At 68.8% G+C, this 14,033-nt stretch carries 13 protein-coding genes; 8 read left to right on the top strand and 5 right to left on the bottom strand.

Going from position 1 to position 14,033, the window contains the following annotated elements:
• Positions 1–2 precede the first annotated feature (2 nt).
• The 5 genes from HMPREF9058_RS12520 to HMPREF9058_RS12505 all read right to left on the bottom strand — a co-directional run bounded on the left by HMPREF9058_RS12520 (position 3) and on the right by HMPREF9058_RS12505 (position 3,720).
• On the bottom strand, positions 3–1,076 hold the full coding sequence (locus HMPREF9058_RS12520) for a tetratricopeptide repeat protein (protein WP_050798068.1): 1,074 nt from the start codon (positions 1,074–1,076) through the stop codon (positions 3–5).
• Positions 1,073–2,482 carry an AAA family ATPase gene (locus tag HMPREF9058_RS12515; RefSeq protein ID WP_009407598.1) on the bottom strand — a complete coding sequence of 470 codons (1,410 nt, stop codon included), beginning with the start codon at positions 2,480–2,482 and terminating at the stop codon, positions 1,073–1,075. Before HMPREF9058_RS12515 ends, HMPREF9058_RS12520 begins: the two co-directional genes overlap by 4 nt.
• A 245-nt stretch (positions 2,483–2,727) precedes the next feature.
• Positions 2,728–3,141 (bottom strand): hypothetical protein, encoded by a 414-nt coding sequence (locus tag HMPREF9058_RS12510; RefSeq protein ID WP_009407754.1) that lies wholly within the window; start codon positions 3,139–3,141, stop codon positions 2,728–2,730.
• Between the two features lie 76 nt (positions 3,142–3,217).
• The gene (locus HMPREF9058_RS13240; protein WP_254654164.1) at positions 3,218–3,487 is read right to left on the bottom strand and encodes a hypothetical protein; all 270 of its coding nucleotides are present in this window, start codon (positions 3,485–3,487) and stop codon (positions 3,218–3,220) included.
• A gap of 5 nt (positions 3,488–3,492) precedes the next feature.
• On the bottom strand, positions 3,493–3,720 hold the full coding sequence (locus HMPREF9058_RS12505; RefSeq protein WP_009407640.1) for a hypothetical protein: 228 nt from the start codon (positions 3,718–3,720) through the stop codon (positions 3,493–3,495).
• A 699-nt stretch (positions 3,721–4,419) separates the two neighbouring features.
• Here HMPREF9058_RS12505 and dnaK point away from each other — a divergent pair.
• The 8 genes from dnaK to HMPREF9058_RS12465 all read left to right on the top strand — a co-directional run bounded on the left by dnaK (position 4,420) and on the right by HMPREF9058_RS12465 (position 13,986).
• On the top strand, positions 4,420–6,279 hold the full coding sequence (gene dnaK / locus HMPREF9058_RS12500) for a molecular chaperone DnaK (RefSeq protein WP_009407705.1): 1,860 nt from the start codon (positions 4,420–4,422) through the stop codon (positions 6,277–6,279).
• Complete coding sequence (locus tag HMPREF9058_RS12495) at positions 6,276–6,905, top strand: nucleotide exchange factor GrpE (protein WP_009407629.1); 630 nt, start codon at positions 6,276–6,278, stop codon at positions 6,903–6,905. Before dnaK ends, HMPREF9058_RS12495 begins: the two co-directional genes overlap by 4 nt.
• 194 nt (positions 6,906–7,099) lie before the next feature.
• Positions 7,100–8,143 (top strand): DnaJ C-terminal domain-containing protein, encoded by a 1,044-nt coding sequence (locus HMPREF9058_RS12490; RefSeq protein ID WP_009407621.1) that lies wholly within the window; start codon positions 7,100–7,102, stop codon positions 8,141–8,143.
• Entirely contained in the window at positions 8,140–8,637 is a 498-nt protein-coding gene (locus HMPREF9058_RS12485; protein ID WP_009407583.1) for a helix-turn-helix transcriptional regulator, read from the top strand. Before HMPREF9058_RS12490 ends, HMPREF9058_RS12485 begins: the two co-directional genes overlap by 4 nt.
• A 204-nt stretch (positions 8,638–8,841) precedes the next feature.
• Positions 8,842–10,293 carry a DUF418 domain-containing protein gene (locus HMPREF9058_RS12480; protein ID WP_009407498.1) on the top strand — a complete coding sequence of 484 codons (1,452 nt, stop codon included), beginning with the start codon at positions 8,842–8,844 and terminating at the stop codon, positions 10,291–10,293.
• Between the two features lie 124 nt (positions 10,294–10,417).
• Positions 10,418–11,782, top strand: coding sequence for a DUF418 domain-containing protein (locus HMPREF9058_RS12475; protein ID WP_009407676.1), 1,365 nt, complete (start codon positions 10,418–10,420; stop codon positions 11,780–11,782).
• Between the two features lie 161 nt (positions 11,783–11,943).
• A complete protein-coding gene (locus HMPREF9058_RS12470; RefSeq protein WP_043538404.1) occupies positions 11,944–13,272 on the top strand; it encodes a DUF418 domain-containing protein in 1,329 nt (442 codons plus the stop codon).
• Between the two features lie 258 nt (positions 13,273–13,530).
• Positions 13,531–13,986, top strand: a complete 456-nt coding sequence (locus HMPREF9058_RS12465) for a hypothetical protein (protein WP_009407644.1) — start codon at positions 13,531–13,533, stop codon at positions 13,984–13,986.
• Positions 13,987–14,033 lie beyond the last annotated feature (47 nt).

The following is a 14,033-nucleotide window of genomic DNA, read 5'->3' as shown; positions in this document are numbered from 1 at the left end:
CGTCAGGCGCTCCGGCCTCGGATGAAGGGGATGATCCGGAGAACGATCCAGCCGAGCGCCAAGTGACCAAGGCTGGCTCCGGCCACGCCGAAGAGAACGGCGTCGGCCCCCCATATCGCACAGATGGTGCCGAGGACGAGCCCCAGCCAGAGAACGACGGCTGCGGCGGACCACAGGCTGAGGAATCGATGGGTCCGGATGAAGGAACGCAGTATTCGCTCGCTACGGCTGGTGAATGCGCGCCGAAACGCCCGAATGCGTGAGTTGGCCGACTGATACGTGGGGATCACCGCCAGGATCAGCGGCAGAAGAAGGAGATTGCCGGGCAGGTTCATGGACCTGACGAGCGGCAGGAACAGCAGCGTCAGGATCGTGGCCCCCCACAACCCGAGGCACGTGCTGCTGGCGAGCTTCATGAGGAAGCCGTCGACCATGAGACGTGACGTCTCATAGTCGGAGGTCTGGGTCGTGTACGCGGCGAGCGCCTTGGCGGCGTCGTGGTGGTTTCCGCGCTCATCGAGCATCCAGGACCGCAGGAGGAGGGCGTCGTCGAACATGGGGTCGAGTGCGAGCGTCTCCTGCAGGGCGGTCTCCGCCGCCTGCGGGTCGGTCTCCATCTGCGCCACTGCCAGAATCATGTGGTTGTCAGCTGAACCCGGTGAGAGCCTGGCGGCCTCACGGGCATAAAACAGCGCCTCCTCCGTGCGCCCCATCCTGATCAGCGCTATGGACGTGAGGGAGAGCAGTGCATCATCCTCGGGGGCCAGCTGCAGGGCCGTCCTCAGAGAGGGCTCCGCCTCCGGATCGCGGTCCTGGGCGATCAGGGCCTCAGCCAGAAGCCGGTGGGCGTCAGGATCATTCGGTTGCACCGCCAGGGCCTTGCGGGCCGCGGCCTCGGCGTCCCCGAAGCGGTCCACACTGTTGTGGGCGAGCGCCATGACCTTGTACGTGATGCTGGCGTTGTCCGGGTAGCCGGCGAGCAGGTGAGCGAGGATCTGCATGGCCCGCTCGTACTGACCGACTTCGATGAGCCAACCGGCCCGAGTGACCTCCTGGCTGTACTGGTCCTCGCTCATAACATGCGGTGCCGCTTCATCCACTCGCGCAGATCCGCATACTCCCCGGAGGAATCGGCGTACTCGATGACGGTGCGAGCGGTCTCGAACCAGGGGCCGGTCGAGGGGCGGACCTCCTGGACGGCCGCGTACATGTCCTGCATGTTCATCAACCGAGGCCGGCCGGTGCGCACCGAGTCGATGAGCGCCTTCTCCGCAGCGGAGTCGCACACGTGCGACAGATCCGCTCCGGTCAGCCCCTCGGTCATGCGCGCCAGGACCTGCAGGTCGATGCCCTCCACGGGGCGCTCACGCAAGTGCGTGTGCAGAATGGTGGCGCGCGCCGGCTCATCCGGAGGCAGGACGAGCAGGGTCCGGTCCAGCCGCCCCGGCCGGCGCAGCGCCGGATCGATGTCCCAGGGGGTGTTGGTGGCGGCCAGGATGTAGACGCCATCGTTGTCGTTACCGATGCCGTCGAGCTCTTCGAGGAGCTGGTTGACGACACTGCGCATACCTGAGTTGCGTGTGAGTGAGCGCTTGATTCCGAGAGCGTCGATCTCGTCGAGGAAGAGGACGCAGGGAGCGTGGTTGCGTGCCTTCTGGAAGATCCTGTGGAGGTTGTTCTCGGAGATGCCCATGTAATGGTCGAGGATGTCAGTGAGCGTCACCGACAAGAACCCAGCACCCATCTCGCCGGCGATGGCGCGGGCGATGAAGGTCTTTCCCGTCCCCGGCGGACCGTACAGGAGCAGGCCGCCGCGCAGGCTCTTGCCGTAGAGCCGGCGCAGCTCGGGATTGCGCATCGGGGCCAGGAAGGAGGCCTCGAGCCGGTTCTTGACCTCGACCATGCCGCCGACGTCGGCCAGGCAGATATCGGCCCGCTCCACCTCCCAGTCCCCCGGGAGGCTGTAGTTGTCGTTACTGACCAGGTGCGACTCGGAGAGAGCCGGGTCGGAGCCGGAGGACTTCTCGGAGGACTCTGAGGACACGAAAGGGGCGGCGGGTCCGCCGTCGAAGTCCTTCTCGGCCCGCTGCCAGTCGAAGTCCTTGAAGTCGTCCGATGCTGTCGAGTCCTTGGGGGCTGGAGCCGCTGGAGAGCTGGGGGCCGAGGGGGCAACTGAGGGGGCAGGGGCCTCGGGGGCTGTGGGTGAGTCGTCTGGGACGTCGACTGGTGACGCTGCGCTGGGCGCCGGTTCTGCTGGCTGCCCCACGGGTGGTTGCGCGGCCTGCAGTGAGAGCGCCCTGGCCATGATGGTGCGGGCACGCTCATCGGTGGGGGCGTACTGAAGGGCGACTGCGCAGTGGGTGACTGCTTCAGCGTTGCGGTCGGCCTCGACGAGGAGCTCGGCCAGGTGGGTGCGCAGCCGGATGTCGTCGGGAGTGGCTTCTACGGCACGCGTCAGGGATTCAATCAGGGGATCGGTCACCCGGTCAGTGTAGAACCGGGAAGGGCGACAGGTGTCGGCGTCACCGTGCGGAACGGTCTGGCCGTACCGTGCACCGCATCACGCATGGGCGCACTGACGCCTCGGTCGGAACTCTCCGTACTCTCAGGACATGACAGCTTCGCCGGCCGCTCCGTCCGACCACGGGCTGAGGATGACCTTCCCCGCCACGCTCCTCATCGCCCTGGCTGCGCTCGCGCTCGAGCGCATCAGCCGGTAGCGCGCGTTCAGGAGGCTGAGCGCAGCCGCGTCGTCGGAAGAGGTAGTTCGATGGCGCCGATGAGGTCCACGGACTTGGCGATGTTGGTGGCCGAGAGGTCCTCCATCGCCCTGGCGACGATGACGCGGTCTCGGTGAATCTCGCGGATCCTGACCCGGGTCCAGCTCGCCTCGCCCGTCTGCAGATCGTCCTCCTCAAGGAGCCAGTCCTCCGCCAGAAGCCGCAGGCCGATCGCGTCCAGGACCGCCTCGGCCTCATCGAGCTCCATGGCCTCGCCGCGCCGGGCCCACAGCCGGTCATACGGGATGAACCGGCCGTCCGCACTCATCTCGATATAGCCCACGTGCTCGCCGTCCTCGCGGCGCAGGTGGTCGAAGACGTCCTCGGGATCGGGCAGGCCTTCCGGTGGCGGGGCACTCATGCGTGCCAGGTTATCGGGCTGGCGAATGCCTCCCCATCAGCGCAGGCCTGTTGCTTCCGACGTGGCCTGATCTACTTCAAGCCACGAGTGGCTGATAGCGCTGGCGAGCTGCCTCACCGGAGGTTCCGACCATATTTCCAATGGCCGCCCAGGACATCCCAGCATCCCGAGCACCTCTGATGGCATCAAGGACATGCCGTTCGGCCTGGGCCTGTTCAGCAACTGCGTCTCGCAAGGCCGCTAATGCGGCCACGTCGACCTCATCGGCTGCGACTGGCTCGTAGCTCTCGAATCGAGCGGCCAGCTCGTCGGCATGTGTCAGGATCTCGTCAACAGTACGGGGCATCGTCATCACCTCAGAAACTTCTCTCGGGCACGCATGGCGTGGACGATGACGATTGCGGTGATGCCTTGAATGTAGCCAATCTCGAGAACAAGGGCAGCCCGGTTGGCTCCCAGGAGCATGGTGAAACCATCTCCCATGTCCCAGGCCCGGATGGGGTGGTGATAGGCGTGAAGGATGTCGGCCTCGCTCAGGCCGTGCTTCAGCGCCGATCTGGCAATGATCGGATCGTCCACAGATCCAAGGTAACTTGCGGCGCGCTGTTTGGTCGAGGGGTGTGGTCCCGGGGTGACGCCGGTGGTTGTCGCAGGTTTGACTGCCCGGTGAGCGTGCGGATGCCGCAGATGTGTTGGCTGACATCGGCGTGGAGCGGGGCGCTCATATGCGCCAGGCTATCGGGCTGGTGAATGCCTCCCCATCGGTGCAGGTCTGGCGCTTTTGCTGACTGGTGTCACGATTGGCGACTTTTCCGGGGGTGGTACGGCATCTGCCGGCAACCTCGCAGAGGTGACTTGGGGGCGTCTGTGCTGGTCAGGGCTGGTTGCGGGGAGGGGGAGTGTGGCGGGGCGAGGCTGGTGGGCTCTGAAAAGTCGCCAATCGTGACACGTCGGTGGTGCGTGGGGCTGGGATGCGCCGCTCTGACGCGGCCGGAACCGTCCGTCACCTTGTCGCAGCCAGGGCGCCTCGTGAGGCAAGTGGCTCGCGCTGTGCTCACATGGCAGACCTGTGTCACAGGTCACTGTAGACCTCGGGAATGGACTGCGACCCACCAAGGTTGAGCCAGTCAGACTCAAGGTTGTATGCAGTCAAGTTGACAGAGCCTGACTCAATCACAATCCTGAGTGCATACGACTCAACCTGAAGGCGCCGGAACCTCCGGCCCTCACCTCGAACATCGACTGACAACACCTCAGCAATCACAAGGAGCACATCACATGGCACGCGCTGTCGGTATCGACCTGGGTACCACCAACTCTGCTATCGCCGTCCTCGAGGGTGGCGAGCCCACCATCATCCCGAACGCCGAGGGCGGTCGCACCACCCCCTCCGTCGTCGCCTTCTCCAAGTCCGGCGAGATCCTCGTCGGCGAGATCGCCAAGCGTCAGGCGGTCACCAACGTCGACCGCACCATCTCCTCGGTCAAGCGCCACATGGGCACCGACTGGTCCGTGGAGATCGACGACAAGAAGTACACCGCCCAGGAGATCAGCGCCCGCATCCTGGCCAAGCTCAAGGCCGACGCCGAGGCCTACCTGGGTGAGCCCGTCACCAACGCGGTCATCACCGTCCCGGCCTACTTCAACGACGCCGAGCGCCAGGCCACCAAGGAGGCCGGCACCATCGCGGGCCTGACCGTGGACCGTATCGTCAACGAGCCCACCGCCGCGGCCCTGGCTTACGGCCTGGACAAGGGCAAGGAGGACGAGCTCATCCTCGTCTTCGACCTCGGTGGCGGTACCTTCGACGTCTCCCTGCTCGAGGTCGGCAAGGACGACGACGGCTTCTCCACCATCCAGGTGCGCGCCACCAACGGTGACAACCGTCTGGGCGGTGACGACTGGGATGCCCGCATCGTCGACTGGCTGGTCAAGCAGGTCAAGAGCAAGGACGGCGTGGACCTGTCCAAGGACAAGATCGCCATGCAGCGTCTCAAGGACGCCGCCGAGCAGGCCAAGAAGGAGCTGTCCTCGGCGACCTCCACGAACATCAACCTGCAGTACCTCTCCATGAGCGAGTCCGGCCCCATCCACCTCGATGAGAAGCTCACCCGCTCCAACTTCCAGGAGATGACCGCGGACCTGCTCGAGCGCACCAAGATCCCCTTCCACAACGTCATCAAGGACGCCGGGGTCAAGGTCTCCGACATCGACCACGTGGTCCTCGTGGGCGGCTCCACCCGCATGCCCGCCGTCGCCGACGTGGTGCGCGAGCTGACCGGCAAGGACCCCAACAAGGGCGTCAACCCCGATGAGGTCGTCGCCGTCGGCGCGGCCCTCCAGGCCGGCGTCATCCAGGGCGACCGCAGCGACGTCCTGCTCATCGACGTCACGCCGCTGTCCCTGGGCATCGAGACCAAGGGCGGGGTCATGACCAAGCTCATCGAGCGCAACACGGCCATCCCGACCAAGCGCTCCGAGGTCTTCTCCACCGCCGAGGACAACCAGCCCTCCGTGCTCATCCAGGTCTACCAGGGCGAGCGCGAGTTCGCCCGGGACAACAAGCCGCTGGGCACCTTCGAGCTGACCGGCATCGCCCCGGCCCCCCGTGGCGTGCCCCAGATCGAGGTCTCCTTCGACATCGACGCCAACGGCATCGTCCACGTCTCGGCCAAGGACCGCGGCACCGGCAAGGAGCAGTCCATGACCATCTCCGGCGGCTCCGCCCTGCCCAAGGAGGACATCGACCGCATGGTCAAGGAGGCCGAGGCCCACGCCGAGGAGGACAAGAAGCGCCGCGAGGACGCCGAGACCCGCAACTCCGCCGAGCAGCAGGCCTACTCCATCGAGAAGCTCCTCAAGGACAACAAGGACAAGCTGCCCGAGGACGTCCACTCCGAGGTCTCCGAGGCCGTCGCCGACCTCAAGAAGGCCCTCGAGGGTGACGACATCGAGCCGGTCAAGACCGCTCAGGAGAAGCTGAACTCGGTGGCCCAGAAGGTCGGCGAGGCCCTCTACCAGGCCGACGCCGCCGCCCAGGCCGCGGGTGACGCCTCCGCCTCCTCGGCCGGCTCCACGTCCTCCGACGACGAGGACATCGTGGACGCCGAGATCGTCGACGACGAGGACTCCAAGTGACCTCGGCCGGCCCCACCCCCGAGAACGAGGGCGTCGACCCCGAGCTCCAGGCGGCCGTCGAGTCGGCCTTCGAGGAAGTGCCCGACGACGTCCGTGAAGGACTCGCCCAGGGCTCGCCCGAGGGCGCGGCCGGCCAGGCCGACGCCGCCTCCGATGAGGCGGCGGGGGAGGACCCCCTGGCCCAGGCGCAGGCCCAGGCCGCTCAGGCGGCCGACGACCTGGCCCGGGCCCGGGCGGACCTCTACAACCTCCAGCAGGAGTACCAGGGGTTCGTGCGCCGCTCCCGTGAGGGCGCGGCCTCCCACCGGGACGCTGGTGCCGCCGGCGTCGTCGAGGCCCTCATCCCGGTCCTCGACGAGATCGAGCTGGCCCGCCAGCACGGCGACCTGACCGGCACCTTCGAGACCACGGCCGGCAAGCTCGAGTCGATCCTGGCCGAGAAGTACTCCCTGGAGCGCTTCGGCGCCGTGGGTGAGGTCTTCGACCCCACGCTGCACGAGGCCCTCATGGCCACCGAGTCCAGCGAGGTCACCGAGCCCACCATCGCCGCGGTCCTGCAGCCCGGATACCGCCTGGGTGAGCGCGTCGTGCGCGCCGCCCGCGTCCAGGTCGCCAACCCGGCCTGATACCCACCGCACCACACACCCCGGCCCGACGGCGGACCCGAGCCAGCAGTTCTGGCGGGTCCGAGTCCGCCGTCGGGCCGGCTGGTGCACCAGGGCGCCCCAGGCCCAGGGCCGCGGAGCCGTCCACCCCCACAATCTTCAGCTTCAGTAAGGAAAACCCACGATCACCCGGATAAGGAGGCGGTGAGACGACCATGGCCAGTCAGGACTGGATGACGAAGGACTTCTATGCGGTCCTCGGCGTGAGTAAGGACGCCGACGCCGCCGCGATCAAGAAGGCCTATCGCACACTCGCAAAGAAGTACCACCCCGACCGCAACCCCGACGACGCCGCGGCGGCCGAGAAGTTCAAGGAGATCGGGGAGGCCTACGCGGTCCTGTCCGACGAGGCCGAGCGCAAGCAGTACGACGCGATCCGCTCGATGGCCGGAGGCGGCGCCCGCTTCCAGGCCGGTGGCCCGGGAGGGGCCGGTGGCGCCGGCTTCGAGGACATCTTCTCCTCCATGTTCGGCGGCCAGGGAGGCGGCGTCCGCTTCGAGACCGGCGGCGGCGCCGGCGAGCCCGACCTTGACGACCTGCTGCGCATGTTCGGCGGCACCCCCAGCCCCACCCGCTCCGGTGGCCGTTCCGGCCCCTTCGGATTCGGTGGCTTCGGTGGCTTCGGTTCCCAGCCCCAGCCGCAGAAGGGCTCTGACGTCCTGACCTCGGCGACGCTGGACCTGCGCGACGCCGTCGCCGGTACCACCGTGGAGCTCACCGCGGACGGGCGCACCATGAAGGTCCGCATCCCGGCCGGTGTGCGTGACGGCCAGAAGATCCGCCTGCGCGGCAAGGGCCGAGCCGGCCTGAACGGCGGCGAGAACGGCGACATGGTGGTGACCATCAGCATCAAGAAGCACCCCGTGTACTCGGTCGACCCGGTCGACGGCGCCAACCTGCGCATGGACCTGCCGGTCACGCTGCGCGAGGCCGCCCTGGGCGCCACGGTCGAGGTCCCGTTGCTCGACGGCGGCACCTCCAAGATCAAGATCAAGCCCGGCACCTCCTCGGGCACCGTCATGCGCCTGCGCGGCAAGGGCGCCACCACCGGGAAGAAGACCGGCGACCTGCTGGTGACCATCCAGGTGGCCGTGCCCAAGAAGCTCTCCAAGGCCGCCAAGCAGGCCCTCGAGGCCTTCGATGAGGCCATGGGTGACACCGACCCGCGGGCCACCCTCATGGAGGAGGCGGCGACATGAGCCGGCACCGGGCCGGGCAGGGCCTGGGGCACCTGGCCGACGACGCCGCCGAGCGCGCGGTCTACGTGGTCTCGGTGGCGGCCGACCTCGCCGGGATGCACCCCCAGACCCTGCGCCAGTACGACCGGCTCGGGCTGGTCAGCCCCGCCCGGACCCGCGGGCGGGGTCGGCGCTACTCCCACCGCGACGTCGAGCGCCTGCGTCGCATCCAGTCCCTGTCCCAGGAGGGCATCAACCTCGAGGGCATCCGCCGCATCCTTGCCCTGGAGGCTCGCGTGGAGGAGCTGGAGGCCGACAACGCCCGCATGCGCAGCCGCGAGGCCGTCGTCCAGCGGATCTTCGCGGCGGCGGCCGACGGCGAGGTTCAGGTCGTCGCCCCCGGGCGCCAGGGCCGTGGACCCGCCGCGCGCCACCCCGGGGCGGGGCGCGCACGCGCCGCCGGTACAGCGGGAGGCGCGAGCACTGCGCTCGTGCCCGTGCGCCGGTGGTACTGACCGACACGGATTGGAACTGACTGGGACTGACGAGCGCCGGCGGGCAATGATGAGCGCCGGTGCGTCCTGGATGCAGACACTGAGACGCGGTCACTGATGCGGTACTGAGCCCATCGGCCGCTGCGGCGGAACAGGCGGCCGGCCCCCGCACCTCATTCTCCAGGCGGATGCCGCCGGTCTACAACCGCCCGTAAGGTTCCGCTCATGCGGATGACGACCTCCTTCACCGGTGCCCGGGGCGTGCGATACCCCGCCCCCGACGTGGCCCGTGGCTTCATGCTCCTGCTCATCGCGGTCGCCAATGTTCCGTCGTGGAACAAGATGCCGAACGGGGCCGAGCCTCCGGTCTCCTCCGTTGACGGCTGGTGGATGTTCGTCCGCACGCTGGTGGTGGACCACCGGGCCTACCCGCTGTTCGCGATGCTCTTCGGCTTCGGGCTCATGACCATGATTAACCGGCGCATCGCCTCCGGGACCGAGACCTACCTCGCCTCCCTTCCCGGCGCGCCGGAGGGCCGCGAGCCGATGCCGCACGAGGCGGCCTGGGCCCGCGAGATGGCCACCATTGACGCCTACCGCCTGGTGCGACGCCGCGGCTGGTGGATGCTGCTGATCGGATTCGTCCACGGCCTCGTCTTCCCCGGTGACATCATCGGCGCCTATGGGCTGGTCGCCGTCCTCCTGGCCAACCTGCTGGCCCGCAAGAACTACTCGGCGCTCTACCTCACCGGGGGCATCATCTCCGTGCTGGCCCTGGCGACGTATCTGGCCTCAGGGACCCTGTCGGGCGGCGACACCCTGACGGCCTCCGGGGAGCAGTCGGTCTCGCTGACAGTGGCGCTGCTCTGGGTCGTCACCAATGCCCTGCAGTGGGCCGTGGTGCTGGTCGTGCAGGTGCTCATCGCCCTTATCGTCCCGGCTGCGGTGATCGGTGCCCGCCTGGCCGACACCGACCTCCTCACTCATCCGGAGCGGCACCGGCGCCTGTTGATCTCCGTGGGCCTGGGCGGTCTGGCGCTGGGGGCACTCGCGGCGTTCCACGGCGCGCTGACGCTCGCGACGACGGCGCAGCTCTGGCCGTGGGACTTCGCCATGACGGAGTTCTTCGGCCTGGCCGGCGCCTGCGGCTGGCTGGCGCTGCTGGCCCTGTATGCCGGTGGGCCCAGGCCGGATGGCCGGCTGACTGGCCTGCGCTGGCTGGCTTCCGCCGTCGGCCGCCGTTCCATGACCGTCTACCTGAGCCAGACGATCCTGTTCGGCATCATCTTCGGCGTCGTTCCACTCCTGGTGACGGGCAGGCGCCTGTGGATGGGGCAGGCCGCGGCCGCCCTCGTCGCCCTGGGTGTCTGGCTGGCGAGCGTGGTCCTGTGCGCCGTTCTGGAGCGCGGTGGTCATGCCGGACCCTTCGAGACCCTGCTGCGCACGGCCGTCGCCCGCAGCGAGCGCAGGAGGCCGACGCCGCCGCCCCCGCCCGCCGTCTGGCCCGGGATGCAGGCGGGACCGTGGCCGATGATGCAGATGGGGACCCACCCGGGAGCGCCGGCGCCGATGCAGCCGGGCATGCCGCCAGTGGCTCAGCCGGGAGTCCAGCCGGAGGCACCGGTCCAACCGGGCATGCCGCCTGCGCCGCAGCCGGGACCGCAGCCGGCCCCCTGAGCCGGCCCGACCCGGGGCCGTCCGCCGGAAGAATGGCCGGGCGGCAGGCTCCACCTTTCGGTGGACATGATCTCGGCGCTTAAGGCGGACGCCGCGGAACCCCTGGTTTTCATACGGTCGAGTCATGAACACGACGACTTCCTCCGCGACCTCATTCACTGGTTCCCGCGGCCTGCGCTACCCCGCCCCCGACGTCGCCCGCGGCTTCATGCTGCTGCTTATCGCCCTGGCCAATGTGGGGTACTGGGTGGCGGGTCCCGAGGGCCGTGCGCCATCGACCGCCGACAGGACCTGGGCCTTCATACGTGCCCTATTCATCGACCAGCGCGCCTACCCGCTGTTCGCACTGCTCTTCGGCTTCGGGCTGGCCACCATGGTCAACCGGCGCATGGCATCGGGCATCGACGCCCACTGCCAGCAGTTGACCGGCGGGCTCCGGGCGCCGTCGGCGGCTGAGCTCGACCAGGCCCGGGAGCAGGCCGCCATCGACGCCCGCCGCCTCGTGCGGCGCCGCGGCCTGTGGATGGTCCTGTTCGGGCTCATCCACGGCGCCTTCTTCCCCTCGGAGATCATCGGCACCTACGGCATCGTCGCCGTCGTCTTCGCCGGGTGGTTCGCCCACAAGCACCACAAGCGCCAGCTGGCGGTCTGCGCCCTCATTCTTCTGTTCCAGATCGTGACGGTGGTCCTGGCCATGCTCATGGGCCCCGGAGGTGAGGCGGCCGGTGTGGCGGGGCCCGCTGCCCCGGCGGCGGCACCCACCGGAGCAGGCGAGTCCGTGGCGTCAGCGCTGCCCTGGTTCGTGACCAACGTGAATGAGTGGTTCTTCACCGCCCTGGGAGCCGCCTTCACCACGATGGTTCTTCCCGCCGCCTTCCTCGGTGCCCGCCTGGCCGACACCGACCTCATCTCCCACCCCGAGCGCCACCGCGGTCTGCTGACGGTGGCCGGGATCGGCGGCCTGGCCCTGGGGGCACTCGGCGCGCTTCACGAGCTCCTGGTCCCGCTCACCAGCGCTCAGTCCTGGGAGGCCGACTCCGCCCTGATCATGATCCTGGGTCTGGCCGGGGGCTGCGGCTGGCTCGCCGTCCTGGCCCTCTACGCCGGCGGGCCGACGGCGGACAACCGGCTGACCGGCCTCAGGAGGCTGCTGTCCAACGTGGGGCGCCGCTCCATGACCGCCTACCTGTCCCAGACGGTCATGTTCGCCGGCATCTTCGTCATCGCGCCGCGACTGACCGGGAGGTCCGTGTCGCTGGGAGTGACGGCATCCGCAGCGGTGGCGGTGATGGTCTGGCTGACGACCGTGATCCTGTGCGCGGTGCTTGAGCGGCTCGGCATGCCCGGTCCCTTCGAGTCCCTCCTGCGCATCGCCGTCGCTCGCAGCGAGCGCAGCCGCACGAACCCGTTCCCCCAGCAGATCCCCGCCCAGCGCGCGGCCCAGTTCCTCGGTCGGTCGACGAGCGCCCCGGTTACCGCGGGAGCCTGAGAGCGGGTCGGGTGCCCGATGCCATCGCAAGAGGGAAGAGCCCTGGTCCTCCGGGAGGAGGACCAGGGCTCGGTCCACTCTCCGGGGAGGAGAGGATCAGCCTGCCACGATGGCCCCGGAGGGGGAGGTGGCTCTGGCGGCTGATCCCTAACGTGGAGGGCATGAAACTTGCGACGTCATTCACCGGCACTCGGGGGGTGCGCTATCCCGCCCCGGACGTGGCCCGTGGCTTCATGCTCCTGCTCATCGCCCTGGCCAACCTCCCCTTCTGGACCGATGTGACGCACGCTTCCGCCCCATCTGACGCGGTCGACACGGCATGGCTGTGGGTGCGCTCCCTCCTGGTCGACTCGCGCGCCTACCCGCTGTTCGCGATGCTCTTCGGCTTCGGACTGGTCACCATGGTCAACCGGCGCATCGCCTCCGGTGCCGCGTCCTACCTCAGCTCCCTGCCCGGCGTGGAGGACGGCCGTGAGCCGACGTCGCAGGAGGCGGCCTGGGCCCGTGAGCAGGCCACCGTCGATGCGCGTCGACTGGTGCGGCGTCGGGGCTTGTGGATGATCCTCTTCGGCGCCGTGCACGCCGTGCTCTTCTCCGGTGACATCATCGGCCCCTACGGCCTGGTCGCCGTCATCTTCGCCGGCTGGATCGCCCGCAAGCACTGGAAACGGGCCGTGGCCTTCTGCACCATCGTCGTTGTTGCCGGCACCACCACCTTCCTCAACATGGGCAGCTTCCTGGCCTCCCAGGGCACGACCTCGGCGGCTGACGCGCACCAGGGGGCCGGCGCCTCGACCGATACGGTCCTGTCCTACGTCTCCGACGGACTCCTGGCCTGGGGTGGAAGCCTGGTCTCGGCACTGTTCTTCTCCATGATCGTTCCGGCGATGTTCCTCGGTGCCCGGCTGGCCGACACCGATCTCATCACCCACCCCGAGCGCCACCGCCGGCTCCTGGTCGCCGTCGGCCTGGGCGGTCTGGGGATCGGTGCCGCGGGCGGTATCGGGTTCGCCGTGTGGGCCGCGGGCGGCTCCCTGGTCGCCTGGACCATGCCCCTTCACGCGGCCACGGGCGTGGCCGGGGCCTGCGGCTGGTTGGCGCTGTTGGCCCTGTACGCCGGCGGGCCGAGGCCGGATGGCCGGTTGACGGGGCTGCGCCGGCTGGCCTCCAGTGTGGGGCGCCGCTCCATGACGGCCTACCTGAGCCAGACCTTCCTCTTCGCCACCATCTTCATGGTTCTGCCCGCCCTGACCGGGATCGAGCTTCACCTGGGCGAGGCCCGGGCCGCCGGGATCGCGCTGGCGGTCTGGCTGGTGACAGTCGGTCTGTGCGCCGCCCTGGAGCGCGGCGGTCACGCCGGCCCCTTCGAGACCCTGCTGCGCACCGCCGTGGCCCGTAGTGAGCGCCGACGCCGGCTGCCGGCCCCTCCTGCCCCTGCGACCCCGGCCTCACCGGTGGGCACCTCCAGCACCTACGACCTGGTGCGCTGAGAGCCCGGAACGCAGATAGGCGCCCAGGACGATGGGGAGGGCTTCCCCGCGGGCCGGCGGGTGCGTTCCAACACGGCCTTCAGGGATTCTGTATGGTGGGATGGCCCGATGACCGCCTTCAGGGCGCGTCATCGCACCATGCCCTGAGGACTGTGAGTCGCCTCGCAGAACGCGAGGGGTCACTTGAGCGTTTCACAGGGCATCGTTGACACGGTAGCCTGCCTGCGTCCCCAACTCTGAAGGAAGCGAACAGTCCTCATGACTCAGCCCCCCAACCCTGGTCAGCCCTTCTACCAGCAGCAGCCCTCGGCACCCTCGGCTCCGGCCCCGGGGCAGCCCTACCCGCCCCAGCAGCAGTTCCAGGGCGCTCCCGGCGCGCCTGCTGCTCCCGGCGCCCCCGGCCAGCCCTTCCCGCAGGCTCCGGCGGGGGACAGCTTCATGGGCAACCTCTTCGACACCGCCAAGCCCTTCGCCGAGAAGTTCGGCAAGGTGCTCTTCTACATCGCCGCCATCGCCCTGGTCGTGAGCTGGCTCTACTCGGCTTACAAGGCCGGCGACCTCACCGGTGGCCACGACATCCAGCTGGAGGGCGGGAACTTCAACTTCGGCAGGTTCCTGCTGAGCCTGCTCTTCGACGCCCCCTGGGTCGTCGCTGAGATCGGCCTCATCCGCCTCTTCATCGAGCTGGTCATCAACTCCGGCAAGAAGAACTAGTCGCCGCCCGGCGGGGTCTCGTCTCCGCCGCAGCCAGCTGCTCGACC

The organism is Actinomyces sp. oral taxon 175 str. F0384 (assembly GCF_000223355.1).
GTDB lineage: Bacteria > Actinomycetota > Actinomycetes > Actinomycetales > Actinomycetaceae > Actinomyces > Actinomyces oris.
This window is presented reverse-complemented; position numbering and strand designations above follow the sequence as displayed.